General features: G+C 39.8%; 22 protein-coding genes, 1 tRNA gene and 2 other annotated features. Of the genes, 2 read left to right on the forward strand and 21 right to left on the reverse strand.

Going from position 1 to position 24,101, the window contains the following annotated elements; translation table 11 throughout:
* Positions 1-70: 70 nt before the first annotated feature.
* From HMPREF9088_RS00555 to glgB, 6 genes are all read right to left on the reverse strand, one after another.
* Positions 71-1,924 (reverse strand): glycoside hydrolase family 13 protein, encoded by a 1,854-nt coding sequence (locus HMPREF9088_RS00555; protein WP_007207137.1) that lies wholly within the window; start codon positions 1,922-1,924, stop codon positions 71-73.
* Positions 1,905-4,340 carry a glycogen/starch/alpha-glucan phosphorylase gene (locus tag HMPREF9088_RS00560; protein WP_040365992.1) on the reverse strand — a complete coding sequence of 812 codons (2,436 nt, stop codon included), beginning with the start codon at positions 4,338-4,340 and terminating at the stop codon, positions 1,905-1,907. The genes HMPREF9088_RS00555 and HMPREF9088_RS00560 overlap by 20 nt, the downstream gene beginning before the upstream one ends.
* 105 nt (positions 4,341-4,445) lie before the next feature.
* Positions 4,446-5,873 (reverse strand): glycogen synthase GlgA, encoded by a 1,428-nt coding sequence (gene glgA / locus HMPREF9088_RS00565; RefSeq protein ID WP_007207139.1) that lies wholly within the window; start codon positions 5,871-5,873, stop codon positions 4,446-4,448.
* Entirely contained in the window at positions 5,870-7,033 is a 1,164-nt protein-coding gene (glgD, locus tag HMPREF9088_RS00570) for a glucose-1-phosphate adenylyltransferase subunit GlgD (RefSeq protein WP_007207140.1), read from the reverse strand. Before glgD ends, glgA begins: the two co-directional genes overlap by 4 nt.
* Entirely contained in the window at positions 7,023-8,165 is a 1,143-nt protein-coding gene (locus HMPREF9088_RS00575) for a glucose-1-phosphate adenylyltransferase (RefSeq protein ID WP_040367074.1), read from the reverse strand. Before HMPREF9088_RS00575 ends, glgD begins: the two co-directional genes overlap by 11 nt.
* Positions 8,166-8,197: 32 nt before the next feature.
* The gene (glgB, locus tag HMPREF9088_RS00580) at positions 8,198-10,090 is read right to left on the reverse strand and encodes a 1,4-alpha-glucan branching protein GlgB (protein WP_007207142.1); all 1,893 of its coding nucleotides are present in this window, start codon (positions 10,088-10,090) and stop codon (positions 8,198-8,200) included.
* 283 nt (positions 10,091-10,373) lie between these two features.
* On the opposite strand from glgB, the gene HMPREF9088_RS00585 reads away from it, so the two are divergent.
* On the forward strand, positions 10,374-10,577 hold the full coding sequence (locus HMPREF9088_RS00585) for a hypothetical protein (RefSeq protein WP_040365993.1): 204 nt from the start codon (positions 10,374-10,376) through the stop codon (positions 10,575-10,577).
* A gap of 57 nt (positions 10,578-10,634) precedes the next feature.
* On the opposite strand, the gene rpmA is transcribed toward HMPREF9088_RS00585, so the two are convergent.
* The 11 genes from rpmA to HMPREF9088_RS00635 all read right to left on the reverse strand — a co-directional run bounded on the left by rpmA (position 10,635) and on the right by HMPREF9088_RS00635 (position 18,618).
* Positions 10,635-10,928, reverse strand: coding sequence for a 50S ribosomal protein L27 (rpmA, locus tag HMPREF9088_RS00590; protein WP_007207143.1), 294 nt, complete (start codon positions 10,926-10,928; stop codon positions 10,635-10,637).
* A 12-nt stretch (positions 10,929-10,940) separates the two neighbouring features.
* Complete coding sequence (locus tag HMPREF9088_RS00595; RefSeq protein ID WP_007207144.1) at positions 10,941-11,282, reverse strand: ribosomal-processing cysteine protease Prp; 342 nt, start codon at positions 11,280-11,282, stop codon at positions 10,941-10,943.
* Positions 11,283-11,308: 26 nt separating this feature from the next.
* Complete coding sequence (gene rplU / locus HMPREF9088_RS00600) at positions 11,309-11,617, reverse strand: 50S ribosomal protein L21 (RefSeq protein ID WP_040365994.1); 309 nt, start codon at positions 11,615-11,617, stop codon at positions 11,309-11,311.
* Between the two features lie 19 nt (positions 11,618-11,636).
* Positions 11,637-11,707, reverse strand: a sequence feature (ribosomal protein L21 leader region).
* Between the two features lie 67 nt (positions 11,708-11,774).
* The gene (leuD, locus tag HMPREF9088_RS00605; RefSeq protein ID WP_007207146.1) at positions 11,775-12,359 is read right to left on the reverse strand and encodes a 3-isopropylmalate dehydratase small subunit; all 585 of its coding nucleotides are present in this window, start codon (positions 12,357-12,359) and stop codon (positions 11,775-11,777) included.
* A complete protein-coding gene (gene leuC, locus HMPREF9088_RS00610; protein ID WP_007207147.1) occupies positions 12,346-13,740 on the reverse strand; it encodes a 3-isopropylmalate dehydratase large subunit in 1,395 nt (464 codons plus the stop codon). Before leuC ends, leuD begins: the two co-directional genes overlap by 14 nt.
* A gap of 11 nt (positions 13,741-13,751) precedes the next feature.
* Complete coding sequence (leuB, locus tag HMPREF9088_RS00615) at positions 13,752-14,813, reverse strand: 3-isopropylmalate dehydrogenase (protein ID WP_007207148.1); 1,062 nt, start codon at positions 14,811-14,813, stop codon at positions 13,752-13,754.
* Entirely contained in the window at positions 14,810-16,327 is a 1,518-nt protein-coding gene (locus tag HMPREF9088_RS00620) for a 2-isopropylmalate synthase (protein WP_007207149.1), read from the reverse strand. Before HMPREF9088_RS00620 ends, leuB begins: the two co-directional genes overlap by 4 nt.
* 340 nt (positions 16,328-16,667) lie before the next feature.
* Positions 16,668-17,147, reverse strand: a complete 480-nt coding sequence (locus HMPREF9088_RS12190; RefSeq protein ID WP_007207151.1) for a zinc-binding dehydrogenase — start codon at positions 17,145-17,147, stop codon at positions 16,668-16,670.
* The gene (locus tag HMPREF9088_RS12195; protein WP_007207152.1) at positions 17,144-17,650 is read right to left on the reverse strand and encodes an alcohol dehydrogenase catalytic domain-containing protein; all 507 of its coding nucleotides are present in this window, start codon (positions 17,648-17,650) and stop codon (positions 17,144-17,146) included. The genes HMPREF9088_RS12190 and HMPREF9088_RS12195 overlap by 4 nt, the downstream gene beginning before the upstream one ends.
* 80 nt (positions 17,651-17,730) lie before the next feature.
* Positions 17,731-17,804: transfer RNA gene (locus HMPREF9088_RS00630), tRNA-Arg, on the reverse strand.
* 127 nt (positions 17,805-17,931) lie between these two features.
* Positions 17,932-18,618 (reverse strand): O-methyltransferase, encoded by a 687-nt coding sequence (locus HMPREF9088_RS00635; protein ID WP_007207153.1) that lies wholly within the window; start codon positions 18,616-18,618, stop codon positions 17,932-17,934.
* Between the two features lie 117 nt (positions 18,619-18,735).
* Positions 18,736-18,946 (forward strand) — a binding site (T-box leader).
* Between the two features lie 56 nt (positions 18,947-19,002).
* On the opposite strand from HMPREF9088_RS00635, the gene proS reads away from it, so the two are divergent.
* On the forward strand, positions 19,003-20,439 hold the full coding sequence (proS, locus tag HMPREF9088_RS00640; RefSeq protein ID WP_007207154.1) for a proline--tRNA ligase: 1,437 nt from the start codon (positions 19,003-19,005) through the stop codon (positions 20,437-20,439).
* Between the two features lie 258 nt (positions 20,440-20,697).
* On the opposite strand, the gene lplA is transcribed toward proS, so the two are convergent.
* The 4 genes from lplA to dltC all read right to left on the reverse strand — a co-directional run bounded on the left by lplA (position 20,698) and on the right by dltC (position 24,094).
* Positions 20,698-21,702: a lipoate--protein ligase gene (lplA, locus tag HMPREF9088_RS00645; protein WP_040365995.1), complete on the reverse strand. Its 1,005-nt coding sequence runs from the start codon at positions 21,700-21,702 to the stop codon at positions 20,698-20,700.
* A gap of 13 nt (positions 21,703-21,715) precedes the next feature.
* Positions 21,716-22,456, reverse strand: a complete 741-nt coding sequence (locus HMPREF9088_RS00650; protein ID WP_040365996.1) for an MBL fold metallo-hydrolase — start codon at positions 22,454-22,456, stop codon at positions 21,716-21,718.
* Positions 22,457-22,592: 136 nt separating this feature from the next.
* Entirely contained in the window at positions 22,593-23,861 is a 1,269-nt protein-coding gene (dltD, locus tag HMPREF9088_RS00655) for a D-alanyl-lipoteichoic acid biosynthesis protein DltD (RefSeq protein WP_007207157.1), read from the reverse strand.
* On the reverse strand, positions 23,858-24,094 hold the full coding sequence (dltC, locus tag HMPREF9088_RS00660) for a D-alanine--poly(phosphoribitol) ligase subunit DltC (RefSeq protein WP_007207158.1): 237 nt from the start codon (positions 24,092-24,094) through the stop codon (positions 23,858-23,860). The genes dltD and dltC overlap by 4 nt, the downstream gene beginning before the upstream one ends.
* Positions 24,095-24,101: the final 7 nt, after the last annotated feature.

Genomic DNA, 24,101 nt, shown 5'->3' on the forward strand with positions numbered 1-24,101 from the left:
AAAAGAATCGTTGCTAGGGTAATTTTTTCTAGTTTTTTCTTTTTTTGTCAGTTTCTTTCTTTGTTGATTTCTACCCATTGATCTGACCACCTATTTTTTGTTCATCTTTAAAGGTTGCTAACCAAAAATCGCTGCCTGCTATTTTTTCTGGTAGTTGCTTGGTTACACGTTCAATAAATTGATTCGTCACATCCACACTTCTTAACCAGTGAATGCCATGAAAATCAATAGTTTGCTCTCTCTCAGATGGATTCACGAATAAGACCGTCCATTCATCTTCATAAATACGCAAGCAACCAAATAGTTCTCCTTGATAGAAAAAATTGGTATCGCCCCTTTGTAACGAACGATGTGCCTTTCTATAATTGATCCACCGTTGACAAAATTGCACAACTCGTTGGTTTTCATTATGCCAAGGAAAGAATGCTCGATTGTCCGGATCTGCCTCACCTTTCATCTGCCTCTCATCGCCATAATACAAACAAGGAACACCTGGAAGGACAAATAATAAGCTTAACGCTAATAAAAATTTGTGTTCATTTTCGTAAAGCTCAGAATAGATACGCTTGGTATCATGTGTTCCGACATTTGTTAACGACTGCAAAACAAACTGAAGCGGATAATTTTCAAGCAGACGAGTTAGTTTTAGGCATATCTGATCGACTGAAGAGCGATGCAACAATAAATCTAATACTGCTTCACGAAACGGATAATTCATAACGCCTTGCAGATTATCGCCAAAGACATAGTTTCTACGATTTCCATACGAGATCTTATTTGAGGCATCTTCCCAGACTTCCCCAATCAAAATTTTGTGTTCGTACTTAGCCAATGTGGCTCGGATGCCTTCAATGAACACGTCCGGTAGCTCATCTGCCACGTCTAAGCGCCATCCATCAACTCCCATCGACGTCCAATAGTCAATCACATTAGTTTCGCCAGCATAAATCATTTCTTGAAAAGACTGACACTCTTTATTGACTTCAGGCAAATCTTTAATCCCCCACCAAGATTGATAATCGGAAGGATAATCAGTGAAGGTAAACCATGGATAGTACTCACTCGCTTGAGTACGACTAGCACCTACATTATTCCCATAGCGTCCATCTTGATTGAAATATCTACTATTTTTCCCCACATGACTAAACACCCCGTCCAAAATCACTCGGATATTATTTTGATGTAGTGCTTGGATAAGCGACACGAAATCTTCCTTCGTGCCAAGCAATGAATCAATTTCAAAATAGTCGTTTGTGTCGTAGCGATGATTGCTATCAGCCAAAAAAATAGGATTTAAATAGACAATCGTGACACCTAAGTCTAGCAAGTAGGGAATTTTTTCTTCGATTCCTTTTAATGTTCCCCCGAAAAAATCCCACCGAACGACATCTCCCGCTTGATTTTTAATATACATCGGACTGTCTGATTGATTGCCGTAAATAAAGGTCTTCTTTCGATCAACTAGCAATTGATGATTCGCGAGATGACTGTGAAAGCGGTCTGGAAAAATTTGATAAGCCACGCCATCTACATACCAAGGAACATACTCCTCTTCGTCATAGCAAGTCAACTGAAATTCTTTTAGCTGATGCAATTGATCGACAGACTTGCCGATACCATCGGAATTGTCCTCTTCACCATAATAAACGGTCGTAAGCGATTGATCAAATGATTCTTGAATCATAAATGAGTAAAAATACAACCCTTTCTCCGTTAATGAGAAGCGGCACTCATACCAATGAGTGTCAATTTTTGCCATGGGAAGTTGCAAGATTTCCGAACCTTCTTTGCGATAACGACAATATACATATGGCTCAACACTAGAGGCCACATAAATTCGGATAGTCACTTCATGATGGGTAGCAATCGCACCAAATGGCTGTTTGTAATAATCCCCCCAAGGATTAAAGCGTATATGGGACATACTTCTCATCCTTTGCTTTGCGACTCTTTGGCTTCGCTTCGATTTGCCAAATATCTTCTGCATACTTCATCACCGTATAGTCAGCTGAAAAGCGACCAGCATTGGCGACATTGATTAAACTCATTTTTAACCAACGTTCTTGGTTCTGGTAGGCTTTTTCTATTTCTTTTTGCGCGTTAACATAGGCTTCGTAATCTCGCAATACAAAAAATTCATCGTTGTATGTCAAAAGAGAATCAAAAATTTCTTTCCCTTCTTGGTAAATATTGGCAATCGTGCCATCCACAAAAGAATCCACGACTCGTTTTAGTTTAGGTAAGGCTTCGTAGTAACTATACGCATGGTAGTTTGCTTGCTCATAATAGTCATAGACCTGTGATTCAGTCAGACCAAAAATAACAATATTTTCGTCTCCTACTGCATCTCTAATTTCGATATTCGCCCCATCAAGAGTAGCTATCGTAATCGCGCCATTTAACATTAATTTCATATTGCTCGTACCCGATGCTTCCTTAGATGCTAATGAAATTTGCTCACTTACATCGGCCGCGGGTATAATGACTTCCGCCAAACTCACACTGTAATCTTCTAAAAAGACAATGCTTAATTTATCAGATACTTCCGGATCTTCTTGAATCATTTTCCCTACTTCATTAATGACCTTAATAATCGATTTCGCATAATGGTAACTAGGAGCCGCCTTCGCACCAAAGATAAAGACGCGCGGCTGAATATCTGTAAACCCTTCTTCTTTGATTTCAAAATAAAGAGTGAGAATATGAAGTAAGTTTAATAATTGCCGCTTGTAGGCATGCAATCGTTTGATTTGAACATCAAAAATAGCATGTTCATTGATTCTAACCCCTGTCTCTTGCAAGATAAAGGCTGCCAACCGTTCTTTATTGGCTTGCTTTGCTTGTTGCAGTTGCTTATGCACAGCTTTATCCTCACTATAATTCATTAAGAGATGCAAGTCATTGGCCTCATAGCGCCATGTTTGACCAATTGTTTTATCAAGGACAGTTGAGAGAGAGGGATTAGCTAGTTGTAACCAACGACGCTCTGCAATGCCGTTTGTTTTATTGTTAAAGCGATCTGGATAAAGTCGGTAAAAGTCATGCAACACGACAGTTTTTAATAAATCAGAATGCAACTTGGCAACACCGTTTGTACTATGACTTCCGATAATTGCCAAATGTGCCATGTGAACCAAACCGTCAGAAATAATTCTGGTCCGCTGAATCAATTCCCAATCAACAACACCCGTCATTTCTTCTACGAAACGACGATCAATTTCTTCGATTATTTGATAAATACGAGGTTGCATGGATTGCAACATTTCCACAGACCACTTTTCTAGAGCTTCTGACATAATCGTATGGTTCGTGTAACTCATTACTTTGACAGTTAAATTCCACGCACGCTCCCAGCTCATTTTTTCCTCATCTAATAACAGACGCATGAACTCTGCCACACACATGGCAGGGTGCGTATCATTAATATGAATTGCAACAAATTCATCCAAATTTTGCATTTTTTGCTGCTTCGTTTTGAAATGGCGTAAAATACTTTGTACACCTGCAGAAACAAAGAAATATTCTTGCATCAAGCGTAAACGACGACCTTCTTCGTTGGAATCATCTGGATATAAGACAGAAGTCAAATCTTGGATAGCTCTTCGTTGCTCGATACTACGATAAAGGCTCTCTTCCGAAAGTGGAATCTCAGCATCCCACAGCCTTAACGTATTGACTGTTCCATTACGGAAACCAACCATTCCCGTATCATAAGGAACCGCACGAACAATCGTTGGATCCTCATGAACGGGAACGATGGTGCCATCATCAAGCTTATTTAGGCGGACATAGCCATTAAAATAGACATCCACCGACTTACTTTCACGACGAACTTCCCATAAATTCCCTCGTGCTAGCCATTCATTTGGTAGTTCCACTTGGTATCCATCGATAAATTTTTGTTTAAATAAACCATATTTGTAGCGGATGCCATTGCCATTACCCGGCAGTCCTTCAGAAGCAATCGAGTCCATAAAACATGATGCTAATCTTCCTAAACCACCATTTCCTAGCGCCATGTCTGGTTCTTGCGCTACGACATCGTCTAATTGAATCCCTAAATCAGCAAGAGCAGCTTGAACCGTGTCCAGCCACCCCATATTTAATAAATTACTTTTCATCATTCTTCCAGGTAAAAATTCAATCGAAAAATAATAAACCTGTTTTTGTTGCTCATGATCGTAGTTACTCCATGTATGGCGCCAATCTTTTGCGTAACTAGAGCGAATGAGCGTGCCAAGTGTCGTGTAGATTTCAAAAAGTGAGGCATCCTCAACGGAAATCGCAAATTTTTCCGTTAACAAATCCAAAAATTTCTTTTTAAAAGCCGTTTTATTCATCGTTGTCACACCCATCTTTTGATTTTAAAATATGAGCAAAGCTGGTCACAATGGATTCCCCTTGAGGCCAGCTTTACTCACTTTCAATTTGTAAAACGATTGTCGTTATAGTTTTTCATATAAATCCACATAATGTTTGGATGCCGTTTCCCAACTAAAATCTTTTGTCATTGCTCGAGTGACTAATGTTTGCCAAACTTCTGGTACGGCTTTAAAAATATGAAGTGCTAGATTCAAGCTTTCATTCATATGGTAGGAATCAAATGCTGAAAAACCAAAGCCATCCCCTTCATGTGTGACAGGATTAAATGGAAAAATCGTGTCTTTCAATCCACCTATTTCGTGTACAACAGGCAAGGTACCATAACGCATCGCCATCATTTGTGATAAGCCACAAGGTTCAAATGCAGATGGCATTAAGAAAATATCCGCTCCTGCATAGATTTTTTGGGCCAAATCAATATCAAACATGATACAAGAGCGAATCTTATCTGGAAATTCTGCTTCAAAATAGCGGAACCCTTGTTCAAAATCTGGATCACCTGTGCCGAGTACGATGATTTGCACTTGATTTTGTAAAATCTCCGCTAAACGCTCCAATACTAAATGAAATCCTTTTTGATACGTCAAGCGGCTGACAATCCCAATGAGTGGAATATCAGCAGAAATCGGTAAGCCAAGCTGCTTTTGCAACTGTGTTTTGTTCTCTACTTTACCACTTATATCCGATGCGTCAAATGCCGCGTATAGATGCGAATCAGTCGCCGGATTAAGCGAGTCATAATCAATGCCATTTAGGATGCCACTCACCTTGCTGGATTCTTGCCGCAAAATGCCATCTAGCCCTTTACCAAAGGCTTCTGTCTGGATTTCATTGGCATAGCTTGGTGATACAGTATTGACCCAGTCAGCAAAAACAATCGCCGACTTCAACCAATTCACTTGCCCATTTTGTTCGATTTTGCCATTGTCAAAATCTTCCAATCCCATCGAAAATAATTCACCCAGTGTCTCTTGATCGTAGTTACCTTGAAATTCAATATTATGGATTGTTAAAAGAGTTTTAATTGATTGGTATGCTTGAATCCATTGATATTTGGTCTTTAACAAATAGGGAATAAAGGCTGTATGATAATCATTGACATGCATCAAATCTGGAATAAAGTTAATTTTCTCCAAGGATTCGATGATGGCTTGTTGGAAGAACGCAAATCGTTCTCCATCATCAAAGTAACCATAGACATTTGGACGATTAAAGTAGTATTCATTATCAATGAAGTAATAGCGTACACCTTCAAATTCTAAGGTTTTAATCCCACAATATTGCTTTCTCCAACCAACGGATACCGTAAATGAAGTGACATCTTGTACTTGCTGTTTGTATTGTTCTGGTATTGAAGCCATATATGGCAAAAAGACAACAACTTGATGACCAGCTTTTTGAATATATTTTGGCAATGAACCCGCAACGTCTCCTAGTCCACCCGTTTTAAAAAACGGCGCGCATTCTGCCGAGGCAAATCCAATTTTCATTCCACATCACCCACTAATTTGTCTTCTGTCACGATAGTTCCTTTCTTTATGACGATTGGTTGAGCAGGTGTCCCCACAATCCGCACGCCTTCTTGAACCGTGACATTTTTATCTAGTATAGCATACCGGACTTCAGCATCTTTACTGACATGTCCATTCGCCATGACAATTGCTCCTTCAACTATAGCACCGGAATCAACAGTTGAGCGGCGCGAAACCAAACTTTTATGAACCGTACCTCGAATCGTACTACCGGTGGCAAATTGACTCGAATGCACATCTGATTCTTTCGAGAAATAGGTAGGTACTTCATTTTTAGCTTTGGTAATGATGTGTTGACTCGAGTAAAGTAATGCATTGAATTTTCTAGGATCCAGCATATCCATATTCGCATCATAAAAACTTTTCGTTGTATGGATATTGCTTAGATAGCCAGTATACTCATACGTCCCCACAGTTGTTTCGGTTGTTTCATTGGCAGTTTCCCAAAGAAGTTTTTCTAGACTAGTCGTTTCTCTGAGTTGTTGCGCTTTTTCTAGCAACTCAATCAACCACTCCGTTTTCACAACAAAGATATTCATTCCTAAATTGAATAATCCTTGATCAGCGATTGTATCAGAGAAGAGTTGGTTACCCATATAAGCTCCTTCTTCGTTAAATGACAACACATGATCTGTTTCATAAATCAACTTAGACGACACACGCTTAAATACAATCGTGCATTCCGCTTGTTGGGCTTCATGAACTTTGATTACCGAACGAAAATCTAGGCTACATAACATTTTATTGCCTACATAGACTGTGTAGGTCGATTTTGATTTCTTTAAAAAGTCAATCATCGCATCAAAATACGCTTCGTTGTTTTCTTTTTTGCGATCGATGTCTTCTTGAAATGCCATGAAATAGTGGCTCAAAATACTATTCAGGTGCCACTCTCGCCCTCCACCAATATGATCAAAAAGCGATTGCATTTTTGCTTCACTGAAAACCATATAGATGGATTGAATATTGGCATTTACTAAGTTGGATAAACTAAAGTCCATTAGGCGATATTTACAATCAAAATGTAGTGTTGCTAAAGGGCGATGTGCTGTAAGTTCACCTAATCCTCTTCCATCATACTCATTTCCCATTATGGCTGAAACTTTATTAGCTTTCATCAATCAACACCCCAATCCCTTCTCCATATCCTACAACTGCGATTTCATCAGTACCATCAATTTCCGCATTGTCACCGATAATGGCATTTTCTCCAACAATCACCCGATGCAAAATCGCATTTTTACCAATCGTCGCTCCCGCCATGATAACACTATCGCTAATTTTGGCTCCTTCTTTGATCTTCACATCATTTGATAACAAACTATGATCGACATTGCCCGCAACGTAGCAACCATCCACCACAAGAGAATCGGTAACAGAAGCTTGATGTGTTAAAAAATTTGGTGGTGAAATAGGGTTCTTTGAATAAATTCTCCATGAGCTGTCGCGCATATCTAGCTCGTTATCTAGCTCAATAAACTCCATGCTGGCTTGCCATAATGATTCAATCGTGCCGACATCCTTCCAGTATCCTTGGAAGCGATACGCGAAGACATTTTCACCACTATCGATGTAGGCCGGAATGACGTGTTGCCCAAAGTCGAGCATTTGATCGTCTTTATTGTAGCTATTTAATAGCACTTCTCGCAAACGCGACAAGGTGAAAATGTAGATTCCCATTGAAGCCAAATTATTTTTGGGATTGGCTGGTTTTTCTTCAAATTCGACAATTCGGTCATGCTCATCCGTATTCATAATGCCAAAGCGAGAGGCTTCATCTAAAGGTACTTCAATTACCGCAACGGTTAAAGCAGCATGATTTTTTTTGTGTGCATCCAACATTTTTTCGTAATCCATTTTATAAATATGGTCACCAGATAAGATCAATAAATATTCTGAATCCATTTGATCGATATAGTCCATATTTTGATAAATTGCGTGTGCGGTTCCTTCAAACCATTTGCTACCTTCATTGCTCGAGTATGGCTGTAAGATTGTTACACCTGAATGAATGCCATCCAATCCCCAACTCGAACCATTCCCAATATGATCATTTAAAGCTAGTGGTTGATATTGTGTGACCACACCGACATTTCGGATACCTGAGTTCACACAATTACTTAACGTAAAATCAATAATTCGGTAGCGTCCACCAAATGGGACTGCTGGTTTGGCAATTGTTTGAGTCAATTTACCTAGCCGGCTCCCTTTTCCTCCTGCTAAAATCATTGCTAGCATCTCTGTTTTCATACGTTTGATGGCAACTGCCATCTTCCCTCCCCTCATCTTTTGGTAGATAATGAAATCTTTTTAGGCTTAAGAATCACAGCCCCTAACGCTGGAACAACCAAATTAATTGCATGTTGATATTTTTTATTGTTGACCGGCTGACTCTGCAAGTCTTCTTGTATTTGTGTCCAAGTTCCGCCAAATTCGGCCAGTTCTGTATTGAAGATCTCTTCATACGTCCCAGCAAATGGTACCGGTAGTTCAAATGTCGGATACTCGACTGCTGAAAAATTAAATACAAAAATCAAAAAGTCTTTTTTTCGCTTACCTTTGCGGATAAAACTTAATACGACTTGTTCATGATTGTCGGCATCAATAAATTCAATACTCGCTTGGGGCGTTTCTTCTAGCTCCCACAATGCGGTCTCAGAACGATACACCTCATTGAGTTTTTTTGTATACTGTTGCATGGCATAGTTCATTGGATCTGCCAAATCATGCCATTCCAGTCCTTCATTGAATTTCCACTCAAGGAACTGTCCCCACTCTCCCCCCATGAAAAGTAATTTCTTTCCAGGATGAGCCATGAGATAAATCAGTAAGGTGCGCAATTGCGCAAATTGCTTGTAGCGATCCCCCCACATTTTATGCATGAGACTTTTTTTACCATGTACTACCTCGTCGTGTGAGAGCGGCAAAAGATAATGCTCATCTGACATATACATGAAAGAAAAAGTTAGTAAATTTAGTTTATTGCCCCGATCAATTGGATCCATTTCAAAAAATGCCAATGTATCGTTCATCCAACCTAAATCCCATTTAAAATCAAACCCTAAGGCATCGTCCTCTAGCCGTCCCGTTACTTTTGTAGCAGAGGTACTTTCTTCGGCAATCATGATGGCATTCGAATGGGCTAATTTAACCACAGCATTCAATTTTTGTAAGAAATAGATGCCATCTAAATTTTGATTGGTGCCTAGATGATTGGGTTGCCACTGCTTCTCATCATAATCGAGATAAATCATATTTGAGACGGCATCCACGCGTATCCCATCTACATGATAGAACTCTAGCCAAAAAAGCGCATTGGATATTAAGAAACTTTGGACTTGTGGTTTACTCAAATCGAAGTTTAAAGCCCCCCAACGAACATTTTCTGCTCGTTGCCGATCTGTGTATTCAAAAGTTGCCGTGCCATCATAATAGGCAATCGCATCCGAATTAACACAAAAATGTCCCGGAACCCAATCAATAATTACCCCGATATTAGCCAAATGACATTCTTCTACAAAAGACTGAAATTCTTCCGGCGTGCCATACGTATTGCAAAGTGCAAAATAGCCAGTTAATTGGTATCCCCATGACTGATCAAGCGGATGTTCCATAACTGGCATCAATTCAATATGCGTATAGCCCATTGTTTTGACATATGGAACTAACTCTTTTGATAAATCTTTAAATGTAAATGGCGTGCCATCCCAATGAAATCGCCAAGAACCCGCATGTAACTCATAAATATTTAGGGGACGCTTAAAATAATTGCTTCTTTTGGAACGACCTCGATAAAGGCCATCTTTCCATTTTTTTTCGGGGATTGTGTAGACGATTGCCGCAGTTCCAGGTCGCGGCTCGAGCCGAATCGCGAATGGATCCATTTTGTATTGTTTTTGTCCATCTTCTTGTTGGATTTTGTATTTATAAAGCTCTCCTTCTGATGGTAGATCCGTTTGAACTTCCCAGATACCAGTCTGCTCATCACGTTGCATAGGCAATGATTCCGACCACTCGTTGAATGTTCCGACCAACCACACTTGCATTGCATGTGGGGCCCATACTCGAAACACATAATAACTGCGTAACTTATGCACACCTAAAAGATGCTGAGCATAGAAGTTTTCTCCGGTTAAAAAAGAATTTTTAGCCTTTTTGATCTGTTCATTTTCCATCCTTTATCCCACCTTTTCTAGAAGAGAACACTCTATCTTTATCTGTATCATAACATATTAATAGACGCGAATTCTATTCAATTTTAAATAAAAACTCACTATTTTTTCATATTTATTTAATCATTTTATGTATGATTTAGACACAAAATGATAGTTATTTTAGATTATGGTTTTTCATTGAAATCAACTTAAAAATAGTTAAAAACCAACTCATTCACAGTTGCTTTTTTAACTAGAATTGGCTAGACTTTATACCAACTAACACCTGAAAGGAATCCACCATATGACACGCTCAGATATGCATTTTCAAAAAAAAAAACAATCGAAACCCAAGCACTCTGTTTTAGTACGGTTATTTATTTGCGCTTTACTTGGAATTATGATTGGGGCATCGATAGGAAAGAGTCTTGGTTCTTCCTTTATATTGATTGGGGCAGTTTTAGGGTTAAGCTTTGGACTACTAATCGGGACATATCTAACGAATTGAAATTAAAAAAGCTGACACCAAAGTTACTTTGGTGTCAGCTTACGACTAGCTTTGTTATTAAGCTTCTTGTGCTGCAGGGTAGACAGAAACTTGTTTTTTGTCGCGGCCTTTACGTTCGAAACGTACAACGCCATCAACTTTGGCAAATAATGTATCGTCGCCACCGATTCCAACGTTTACTCCAGGGTAAATTTTAGTTCCGCGTTGACGATAAAGAATAGAACCACCAGTAACAGTTTGACCATCAGCGCGTTTTGCACCTAGACGTTTTGACTGAGAGTCACGGCCGTTAGAAGTAGAACCGCCCCCTTTTTTGTGGGCGAATAATTGTAAATTCATATTCAACAACATGGGATGCACCTCCTATTTTTTAAGTGTTTGAATGCTTATATTTTCGGTATGTTCAGCCTGAATCGCTTGTAACCCAAGCAATAAATTTTCAAGTAAAACTTGTGAAATATTATTTTGCTCCTGCGTAATATAAAGAGGTAGTTCAACTGCTAAGTATCCTCCAGCTCTTTCATCGGTCTTTACAGTCGGTGTCACACCAGCAAGTGCATCAATACCATTCGTTGCACTGATTGCGAGCGCTGATACTGCAGCACAGACAATGTCTGAACCATATTCACCTGCATCTGCATGACCAGATAAGTCAAAAGAAGAAATATTTCCTGTTTCATCTCGTTGAAAGATTGCTTTAATCATGACGATTCATCCTACTTTTCTAGTAATTAAGCGTTGATTGCTTCGATTACTACTTTTGTATAAGGTTGACGATGACCTTGTTTGCGGTGAGAATGTTTTTTAGGTTTGTATTTAAACGTAACAACTTTCTTTTGTTTGCCATGTTTTTCTACAGTACCTTCAACAGTTGCACCTGCGATTGTTGGAGCGCCAACTTTTGTTGATTCGCCACCTACTAAGATCACTTCGTCAAATGTAACTTTTTGTCCTGCTTCTGCGTCTAATTTTTCAACGTAGATTGCTTGACCAACTTCAACTTTGACTTGTTTGCCACCAGTTTTAATAATTGCGTACATGCTATACAGCACCTCCTTCATTTAGACTTAGACTCGCCATCCCAAGTGACTTTCGTTCTTAAAACTTGTTCTGTGCGGTTGTAGCTGTGGAGTCCACAATTACAACAATACTACTTTAGCAAATCCTACGTAGATAGTCAATAAAAATCCTTTATTTTTACCAATAACTTGGAATAGTTTTTTCATAAGCCAAAATTGCTTCATCTTCTTGCATCGTAATAGAAATTTCATCCAAGCCATTGACCAGTTTGTACTTCCACGTGCTATCGATATCAAATGAATAACTTTGATCCCCGGCTTTTACCTTTTGGTGTGGCAAATCAATCGTAATTTCTTGCTCAGCTGGTAGTTCAGCTATTGCAGTACGGGCAGCGAGTGGCAATACAACAGGTAGTAAGCCATTTTTAGTCGCATTCATATAGAAGATATCACTAAAGCTCCCTGCGATAACCACGCGAAAGCCGTAATCTAGTAATGCCCAAGCAGCATGCTCACGTGAAGATCCTGAACCAAAGTTATCACCTGATAATAAGATTGTTGCTCCTTGATAGCGCGGTTCATTTAAAACAAATTCTGGATTAGGCTGACGATTACGTAAGTAACGCCAATCATCAAATAGAAATTCACCAAAGCCCGTTTTTTCAATTCGTTTCAAATAATTTTTCGGAATAATTTGGTCAGTATCAATATTGTCATTCATAAAGGGTACCGCACGCCCCTTGTATACTTTAAACGGCTCCATGTGTTTTTCCTCCTAGAATTTCTCTAACATCAATAAACTTTCCGTTGATTGCGGCAGCAGCTGCCATCGCTGGACTACATAGATGTGTTCGTGAATTTTTTCCTTGTCGACCGACAAAATTGCGATTTGATGTCGAAGCACAGTGGACGAACTCGGGTACTTTATCCGGATTCATCCCCAAGCACATTGAACAGCCTGGCTCACGCCATTCAAATCCAGCATCTTTAAAGACTTGATCAATTCCTAGCGCTTCTGCAGCGTGACGTACGGGTCTCGATCCCGGAACGACAATACCTGTTACTCCCTCTTTGATCTTTTTGCCTTTCACAATTTTGGCTGCTTCTTGCAAATCAGACAAACGACCATTCGTACAAGAACCAATAAAGACGTACTCAATCGGGATATCGGCTGCTTTTTGACCTGGTTTTAGATCCATATATTCATACGCTAACTCATCATTATGATCTCGGATTTCTGGGAAGGATTCGTGAATGGCCACACCCATCTCTGGATTGGTTCCCCAAGTGATATAAGGTTCAAGTGTTGACGCATCCAATTCTAAAACACGATCAAACTCGGCATCTTCATCTGTATAAAGCGTTGACCAATCTTTCACTGCTTCTTCAAAATCTTTTGGTGCATATTCTTTATCGCGAATAAATTCAACTGTTTTTTCATCTGGCGCCATCATGCCCATTTTCGCGCCACCTTCAATCGACATATTACAGATTGTCATCCGCTCTTCCATCGTCAAATTACGAATTGTGTCACCATAAAATTCAGCCGCATACCCCACACCAAAGTCGACGCCGTATCGTGCAATCAATGCTAAAATAATGTCTTTGGCATACACTCCTGGTTGCAACTGCCCCGAAACATGAATACCCATCCGTTTTGGTTTCTTTTGCCAAATTGTTTGTGTCGCTAGAACATGTTCGACTTCACTAGTACCAATACCAAAAGCAATAGCCCCAAATGCACCATGCGTTGCCGTATGGGAATCGCCACATACAATAATTTTACCCGGTTGAGTCAAGCCCACTTCTGGCCCTACCATGTGCACAATTCCTTGACGCAATGAACCATTATCACATAAGGTAATTCCAAATTCCTCACAGTTTTTTCGAAGTGTATCCATTTGCTTTTTTGAGACCAAATCCGTAATTGTAAAAATATCTTTCGTCGGTACATTGTGATCCATAGTTCCAAATGTTTTATCTGGACGTCTTACTGTCCGGTTGGCTTGACGCAAGCCTTCAAATGCCTGCGGTGAAGTCACTTCATGAATGAGTTGCAAATCCACATACAACAATTGTGCTTGCCCTTCTTCTCCAGTGACGACGTGACGTTCCCATACTTTATCAAATAGTGTTTTTCCCATTATTTTCACCTCTATGCGATAGTTGCTACGTTACTTACTTCATCAATAATTGCTTGTGTCATTTGTTGAGTTGTTGCTTTTCCTCCTAGGTCAGGAGTCAAAATTCCTTTTTCCATCGTGTTGTAACAAGCATCCTCAATGCGCTTGGCTATGCCTTCTTCTTGGAAAGACTGGCGCATCATCATCGCCACTGATAACACCATAGATACTGGATTGGCACAATTTTTACCCGCAATATCTGGTGCCGAGCCATGGATGGGTTCATACAATGAAGCCCCCGCGACACTATGACTTGCACTCGGTAGCACTCCTAAAGTCCCCGGTAATACTGACCCTTCATCACTTAAGATATCACCGAAAAGATTTTCCGTTACAATCACATCAAAAGCAGTAGGATTGGTTACTAATTTCATCGCTGCCGAATCAACATATTGATGCTCTAGCGTAATATCTGGATACTCTTTTGCTACTTGCTCAGCGACTTCGCGCCATAATTGACTTGTAGCTAAGACATTCGCTTTATCGACGGATGTGACTTGTTTTTTTCGACCACGAGCAATCACAAATGCTTGATGCATGATTCGTTCAATTTCTTCTACTGTATAGCGATTAGTATCGTAGGCTTGTTGTACTTCTTTCGCTCTCGGTTCACCAAAGTAGATACCACTTGTTAATTCTCTGACAACGACAAAGTCCGTTCCCAATACAATCTCTGGTTTTAATGGTGACAGATGAATCAAGCTATCAGCGACTTTAATCGGACGAATATTCGCATACAATTGCAGCGCTTTGCGTAACGCAAGTAGTCCTTTTTCTGGCGTTTGTTCGGCTTGAGTCCAACGCGGACCGCCAATCGCTGCTAATAGTATCGCATCCGCTTGTTTACAAGCAGTTAAAGTTTCACTTGGCAAAGGTGTCCCCGTCGCATCAATCGCTGACCCACCAAACAATTCATTTTCAACTTCATAGTCAAAGTCTGTTGATTGGGTAGCCGCTTTTAAGACTGCCAATGCACTTTCCATAATTTCTGGTCCAATCCCATCGCCAGCTAGGGCAACAATTCGCTTTGTCATTTTGAAACACTCCTATTTTTTAGTAGACTACTTGCTTGTACATATGCTTTGGCTGAAGCTTGTAAGACGTCAAAATCAACGCCAATACCACTTACAATTTCATGGGTTTCCGTACATTCAATCGTCACATGAACTTGTGCTTGTGCATCTTCACCTGCTGTCAATGAGGTAATTTCATAATTCGTTAAATACGGCTCTTGATCAAATACTTGGTTAATGGCATTGTAGATAGCTTGAATACTTCCTGAGCCAACAGATGAGGCACTCTTTTGTTGGCCATTTTCCTCAATCGCTACAACCGCACATTGATATCCATCTGATACATATTGCACTTGCAAGGCTGTCAGATGACAGTCCGGTTGCTGACGAGCTTCATCAGCAACGAGTGCCAACAAATCTTCATCGGTTACTTGTTTTTTCTTATCAGCTAATGCTTTGAAACGCTTGAACAAGGCTTTTAATTCCTCGCCTTCCACATCATAACCTAGATCTTTTAACTTTTCTTGGAATGCGTGACGCCCGGATAGCTTTCCTAGTGGCAAGGAATTCGTTGCTACTCCGACTAATTGGGGCGTGATGATTTCATAGGTTTCTGGATTTTTTAATACGCCATCTTGATGAATTCCTGATTCATGTGCATAGGCATTACCACCAATAACCGCTTTATTTCTCGGCACTCCGATACCAGAAAGACGAGCAACTAGATCACTGGTTCGTTTTGTTTCATTTAATACGATGTTGGTTTCGCATTGATAGAAGTCTTTACGAATGTGTAGGGCGACTGCGATTTCCTCTAATGCAGTATTGCCTGCTCTCTCACCAATGCCATTCACCGTTCCTTCCACGCGGTTTGCACCATTTTCGATTGCCGCTAACGCATTCGCTGACGCCATCCCCAAGTCATCATGACAATGAGAAGAATACGTGATTGGTTGATTCGAACGAACATTTTCGATTAAATACGCAAACATCGCACCGTACTCTGTCGGATTGGCATAACCAACCGTATCAGGAATATTAATAATCGTAGCGCCCGCATTGACAGCTGTTTGGACAGCTTTTAAAAGAAAGTCTTTGCTAGTTCTTGAAGCATCTTCTGGAGAAAATTGCACGATATCAAATAATGAACGCGCATAAGTCACATATTCATGGATAGAAGACAATACTTCTTCTGGTGTCATTTTTAGTTTGTCCCGCATATGAATTTCGCTAGTTGCTAGAAATACATGGATTTGAGGATGTGCACAATCCCCGATAGCATCATAGACACTATCAATATCCGCTTTTTGACAGCGAGCTAGTCCGGCTACCGTTGCTTTTTTTACAGCCTGGCCAATTGCTCTTACGGCTTCAAAATCACCTGGTGATGCGATGGGAAACCCAGCTTCAATGGTATCAATCCCCCATTTTTCTAATTGCAAAGCTAGTTGAACCTTTTCTTTTGTATTAAAGTTTACACCTGGTGTCTGCTCACCATCTCGCAATGTTGTGTCAAAAAATTGAACTTTTCTCATTTTCACTCGCTCCTTTTAATAGAAAATTTGTATAAAAAAAGCACTCCACAAAGGTAATTTCCTTCATGAAATGCGAATAGGACTCTTCTGATGTAGCTAAAAGAAAAGAGTCCTGATCTATAATAATAATAATGAAAATACGTCGCTATATTTTACTGTCTTTCTAATTTTTATTCTCATCATTTTCACCTTTTTCAATCGACTTGTTGTTAGCAGAATACGCCCTTTTTGGAAGCTTGTCAATTGTTTTTTTACAATTTTCTGAATATTTCGTAAAAAAGAATGCTTTCTTTCGTAAAAAACGAAAAAAATATTCCTTTTTTACTTGCATATGAAAAATTCAATCAAATACCAGACACTGTTTGCCACTTACTTGTTTAGTCTCAATCTCTTGTAAGACCGTTTTAAATGACTTGTAAGAAGAGACTCTCCCAAATGAAGAGATGTGTAATTGATGACTTAACACCAAATCAAATAACTGCTGAAAGGCTAGTTCTTTTTTGGCATAAGTTGCTTCATCCAGCCAATGACGAAGATGAAAAATCTTTGTATTTATTGGTAGTGCCGCAACATAGGACCAGTCAATTTGCTTACCTGATAGTAACCCCAGTAAGAAAAAGTGCCCATTATTTTTCACACAGGTTGCTAAAGTCGTCCCGTGCTCTCCGCCAATTGAATCGATGGCATAATCCACGCCGGTACCATTTGTTATTTTCTTGACAGCGACGGATACATCTTCATCACTGCTGTTAATCACATCCGTAGTTCCTAGATCAACTAACTCTTTTGCCGCCTGCTGATGACGAACGACTGCAATCAAGCGCGCGCCTTTTTTTGAGCCAACTGTAAAAATAATTTACCAATCGCAGAGTTCGCAGCATTAACTAGCAGTGTTTCCCCCGGGCTAAGTGACATCCATTCCATACATAAAACCCATGCAGTCAATGGGTTGATATACATTTGGCATGCCAATTCATCCGGCAGCGAATTTGGCACGAGTATGAGTTGCTCGCGCTTGCTTACAACATATCTTTGCCAAGTCCCCCCATCTAAAGACAATGCTCGCTGACCAATAAGTTCCTTTAATTCACTTGAACCCACTTCTACTATGGTCCCCACTCCTTCATAACCAACAACAGCTGGTAGCGGAGTCCGGTGAGCATAGGCACCAGTAATCGGAATTAAATCAGAGGGATTCACAGAAACATGTGAGATAGCTATGCGTACTTCATCGGCTTGTAATGGTTGGGGCTCTGATCGCACGAGCTGTACGACAGCACTCGGCTGACCAAATTCAGTATAAAGCAAGGATTCATTTTCCACTCGGTATTACTCCAATACTCAATTAGTAAGAGCTAAATAAACAAAAAAACCGCTTAGGAGTAATCCTAAGCGGTTATTAGCGTCACAGGAGGGATTCGAACCCCCGACCGTCCGCTTAGAAGGCGGATGCTCTATCCGGCTGAGCTACTATGACATTTCAGCAACAAACAATATTATAGGGAATTCACCTTCGAAAGTCAATGTATTTTTGTTATTTATTCCATCAATCATTGTTTCCCTAAGCTAAGTAAGAATGAAACTTATGATTGTCACTGTTTTTCTTATAAATCAAACTGAACGTCATCAGCTTCTTTGGTAATCAATGCAACGCCATCGCCCAAGGGTACCAAAGATGTCGTTAAGTCAGGATGCGTATTAATCACTTCTAAAAATTGATTTAATTTGCGATGAATGGCGCGTTTTCCTCTAGGGATTTCTTCAATCGGATCTAAAATGGTACCACCTTGGAAGATATCATCCACCATTAAGACGCCGCCTTTTTTAAGCAAGCGAATGCAGTCTGGTAAAAAAGTAATGTACTTGGACTTTGCGCTATCCATAAAAATAAAATCATATGGACCTGTCAATTCAGCTAAAATATCAGCTGCTTGACCTTCCAATAACGTTACTTTATCTTCTAAGTGCAGACGTTTGTACGTTTGCTTGGCCTTAGCAATCATCACATCATAACGATCAATCGTCGTCACATGACCTTCTCCTATTGTCTGAGCCATCAGACTTGAAGAAAAACCAATCGCTGCCCCGACTTCTAGTATTTGCTTGGGCTTTAATTGCCCTAATAGGAATTTTAAAAAGACCACTGTTTCATGAGGAATAATTGGAACACCTTGTTCATTCGCCTCGCGTTCAACTTGGCCCAACTCACCCGGTAACGCTTTTTGCTGCGTCCGTAGATAATCGACAAGTTCCGGCTTTACGACCGGCCGATGCATCATTTCGTTTCTCATTTCTCTTTTGTCTCCCCTTTAGATAGAATCATCCCATTATACGAATTTTCCTGTCAGACTGCAAATTTCTCTCCTTTTTAAGGAAAAGGACTTGCTTTTTAGAAAACAATTGAGTAGTCTTAAGACAGGATTTGGACAAGTAGCAAAAAACGATTGTCTTAGAGAATCGAAGCAAGGCTGGAACTTCGATACAACAACTTTTGTGAACCTACCAATGGTATTTATTGTGAAAGCAATAGGGATGGACTCCTTATCGTCTGGCAAGTGGGGTTGCAAAAGGCAACCAACTAAGGTGGTACCGCGAATGTTCAAGCATTTCGTCCTTTTTAAGGATGGGAGGCTTTTTCTTTTGCCTTCATTTATTAATTTTAAGGAGCTGATAGTATGTCAGAACAAACAAATGATTTTACACAATGGTATTTACAAACGGTCCAACAAGCTGAACTAATGTCTTATTCTCCCGTCCGTGGATCAATTATTTTCCGTCCCGATGGCTTTGAATTGTGGGAGCATATTCAAGAAGAATTCAACAAATTTCTTAAAACACAAGGGATTCGCAATGCATATTTCCCTATGCTCATTCCTAAAAGCTTTTTCATGAAAGAAGCCGATCATATTGAAGGCTTCGCCCCTGAGCTTCCTTGGGTTACTGAAGTCGGTGATGAAAAGTTAGAAGAACCATTAGCATTAAGACCAACGTCAGAAACGATGATTGGTTCAGCTTTTTCTGATTGGATTCATTCTTATCGTGACCTACCTTATGAAATCAATCAATGGGCAAATGTTTTCCGTTGGGAGAAAAAGACTTTACCATTTTTACGTACGTCTGAATTTCTGTGGCAAGAAGGCCATACTGCTCATGCGGATGAAGAAGATGCACGTCGCCGGACAATGAGTATCTTAGATGAATATGCACGGCTATGTGAAGAGTTTTTAGCTATCCCTGTCTATAAAGGACAAAAAACGCCTTCTGAACGCTTTGCGGGTGCCGTTGATACCTATTCGATCGAAGCCATGATGAAAGATGGTAAAGCTGTTCAAGCAGGTACGTCTCACTATATGGGTACCAAATTCGCTGAAGCTTTTGACATCACTTATTTGACGAAAGAAAACAAACACGTAGCCGCTCATACCACTTCATGGGGCGTATCGACTCGTTTACTTGGTTCATTAATTATGACACATGGCGATGAAAATGGTCTGGTATTCCCACCGACTGTCGCTCCGACACAAGTTGTTTTACTACCAGTCGGCCCTTGGAAAAAGAACCCCGCTATTTTGGAAAAACTGGATAAAATTTTCCAAGAACTAAAAGCGAAAGGCATTCGAGTACGTCTAGATGACTCTGAAAATTCACCAGGCTACAAATTCCATGAGTGGGAATTAAAAGGCGCATGTATTCGAATTGAATGTGGTCCTCGTGATTTAGAAAATGGTCATGTCATGGCTAAAGTCCGCGACGTAGATGGCAAAGTTACCGTAGCTTTTGACGAATTATTAGCTTATATCGATGAGCAATTAGCTATCATGCCAAAACGCTTATTAGAACAAGCTCGTCTACGCAACAAAGAAAACGAACACGTTCACATCAATACATTAGATGAGTTAAAAGAACACATTGAAGCATGCAAGAAAGACAATCGACCAACTGGCTTTGTCTTAATCGGATGGGATGGTTCAGAAGAAACCGAAGCAAAAATAAAAGAAGAAACTGGCTTTACAACGCGTAACATTCCTTTCCAAGCACCAATAGAAAAAGAAGTCGATCTTGTAAGTGGCAAACCAGCGAAACACACCGTCTGGATTGCTCGTGCCTACTAATAGGTTGGAACAAAAGCGCTCAGATCCGAGCGGTAAGGTCAGAAATCCCGAAAATTGTTCTGCAAATTTTTGAGGATTTTTGACTTACCGCCGAGGAATCGGCTTTTGTAACACCGATAACAGGTTGGCGCAAAAGCGCTCAGATCCGAGCAGCGAAAAGAACTAGCTAGTATAAAAAAAGCCCATAAAATCCAAAAGTTTACGCAATGACTTCTGGATTTTATGGACTTTGTGCTTTTAACTATTGTCTCAGCCTTTTTAATAAATTAATTCAAATAGATCTTCTGTTTCGATATTTCCGAAATATTTTTTCACATCAATCTGATCGACGACTTCTTTCAGTGCTGCTTTTTCATATTTCGTGCCGACAAGGGCTTCTTCGACATCTTTGATTTCACCTAGTCCAAAGAAGTCACCATAGATTTTCGCTGCTGTGATTTTTCCTTCTTTTACGTTCAAGCGTACTTCAATTGAACCGATTGGGAAGCGTTTGCGGCGCTCGATATCAAATTCCGGTGATTTCCCATAGTTCCAATCCCAGTTCGCATAGTACGTTTGAGAGATTTCTTTTACTTTTTGCCAGTCTTCATCTGTCAACTCATAGGTCTTCACATCCGCAACAGAATCAACACCAAAGATTTTCAATAATATTTCTTGACGGAATTCTTTGGTCGTCATTCCTTGCTTGTCCTCAGGTAAAAATGGTTTGATATTGGTCACCCGAGAGCGAATAGACTTAATTCCTTTTGATTCGATTTTATCTTTGCGGACCTTCAATGCATTAACGACTTCATTAATGTCACTATCAAACATAATGGTCCCATGAGCAAACATCCGGCCGTTTGTCGCATACATCGCATTACCTGAAAATTTCATATCATCAATAACTAAATCATTGCGTCCTTTTAAACGCGCGCCTTCCACACCCATTTCATTTAAGGCATCGACGATTGGTTTGGTTAATTTTTCAAAATCACGGAATGAATTGCCATCATCCGGCATAATGAAACTAAAATTTAAGTTCCCAAAATCATGATAAACTGCTCCACCGCCACTAAAGCGACGTACCACGTGAATTCCTTTTTCATCTACATAGTCTTTGTTGATTTCTTCAATCGTATTTTGATTGCGACCAATAATAATCGATGGCTCATTAATATAGAATAACAAGATTGGTTCATCGGTTTTCATTTCTTGTAATAAAAAAGTTTCAATCGCTAAGTTTATTCGTGGATCTGTCAATTCATTTGGTACAAAAATCATGTCCTTTTCCTCCTTAAATCGTATAAGTGTGATGAACTTTAGCAACCGTGACAGTCACGTCTTCTCCTGCTGCTTGTTGCGCTTGCTGTGCCAAAAGGTCTAAGTCGCCAATTTGCGGTAGATGTGTCAGCACAAGGTGTTGCACATTGGCCACTTTGGCAAGCTGACCAGCTTCTTTTGATGTTAGATGGGCATGATGATATTCATGTCCTTCAAACAGATACGTATCTGCCAAAAGCAAGTCTGCTGATAAAGCGAATTCATTTAATGTCTCAAGATAGCCTGAGTCGCCGGTGAATACAAACACTTTGCCCGTCCTATTCTCTACAAAACGCATCGCATAGCAAGTGACCGGATGGACTGTTTGTAAAAATGTCACTGTAAATGGTCCTAAATCCAACTGCTGCTCTTTTAAATAATCAAACCCTTGCGAAACATTTGGCATAGTCAATGCCTTAAAATGAATTTCATCTTGACCGTGGCCATAGATTGGTAATAGTGGCTGCTTTTTCTCACCTGGAGACAATTGCCAATAATACTGTAAGACACCCAAGTCCGCAATATGATCGAAATGATAATGGCTTAAAATAACCGCATCAAGCGCTAATGGATCTAAGTGTTTTTCTAACTCAACTAACGTAGTACTGCCGGCATCAATCAATAATTGAAATCCATCTGACTCCAATAAATAACTGGTCGTTCCCTCTCCTTTATAAGGGTAAGCGCCGAGACATCCTAGAACGGTTAATTTCATTTTTTCACACCCCTTTAAGAAATATGCTACCACATTTCTGAAAAAAGAAAACGGTGTTTCGCTTTTTTTCACAAAAAAACTTTTTCTCATCCACTCAAACTTTGAGTGGATAAGAAAAAGTCGTTTCTTAGTTAATTTATTTTGAATCAAGTGTTGCGGGATTTTGATCTTGCCACTGTGTAGAAAAATACTCGTTAGAAAGATGATACGTTACCTTGGTGTCATTTTTGTTTGTTAAAAATGGTCGAATGTACTGATCGGCAGAGAGCCACCCTAACCAACCTAGATGAATTGTATCTGACATAAAGTACGGTACAGAGGCATCCTTTGTAAAATCCGCAATATTGGTAAACCCTTGTTCTTTCAATTGATACGTAATTTTCTTACTGAATCCTTCCAGCATTTGTAATGATAAGCCGGTGTATTCACTCCATTTTTTATTGACTGGGGGAATAATAAATAATGGCTTAGCGTGGACAGATGCCAATTGTTCCAAAACCAATTGAAAATCTGAATACTCAGGCGAATATTGATAATCAAAATGAATTTGCGATTGCTTTAATGCGCCCACATGCTTTTTCAAACGTTGGTTAAAAAATTGATTGTCAATGTTGTAGGGATTATTCGTCGTCTGTTGCCTTCCATTTTTAGTAGCGAGCTGCGTTAATTCCTCTTGGTTGTATTCATTAGGTAATTCGTGCATCGCTTGGTTAATTTGATGATTCTTGCTCAAGATATCCAGTGGACTAAACAACTCATCTTCACGATTTAGCACCCGATAGATCATTTCAGCCCAGTATTTTTCCTGTTTTGTTGGTAGCTGCCCGTTAGCGATGTGTGCTAACATCGCCGATAAATTTTTCCGTTGTTTTACTTTCCCATAGCTCGTCAGGCGAGAAGCAAAGTACTGATCAGCTGGTGTTATTTTTTTTAGAGATAACGCCCACTGATACGTCTGAATTTCGGAAAAATAGGCATCAAAATACTGCTTGTTTACCCCATCTTTGACAAACCACTGTGGAGAGATAATAAATACAAGTTTTTTTCCAGCTAATTCCTGGCCCATTGACCGAATCATCATGTATTGGGTTAACGACTGTGTCCCTGGAGCACCTAATAAAAATGGAGTATACCCACGGCGGTACTTTTTGGCCAATACTGACGGATGAAACGCATCAATTCTACTTAATTCAGAAGAGCCGAAAAATGGTACATATTTACCAGATGCAATTGCCTCGTTTTTAATGGCATTTCCTCGAATGACATTGGCGGACATAGAACTAGATGCCTTTGACCAGAGCGTTTTATTTTTATCCGAAAACTGAATCGGTGAGAAAAAAACGGCTAGCACCATAATGACAGCTAATAAAACGGGGCCAAAGATGGTAAAGAGACGCTTTTTCATGCGTTTTGGAATAATGGTACTTGTTGTATGATTTTACGTGGTGTTGCCCACGCATCACGGTCAAATTCTGACACTGGTACTTGAATTCCCAATTGTCCTTCTAGTTCAACTAATAATTGCACACTACCTAAAGAATCCAGTAGCCCTTCACTAAATAAATCCAAATCCAAATTGTTAGATACTTCATCTGTTCCAGTTACTTCTTCTAAAATTGCTAAGATTTTTTCTTCCATTTTTATT

This window comes from Enterococcus italicus DSM 15952 (assembly GCF_000185365.1).
Lineage (GTDB): Bacteria > Bacillota > Bacilli > Lactobacillales > Enterococcaceae > Enterococcus_G > Enterococcus_G italicus.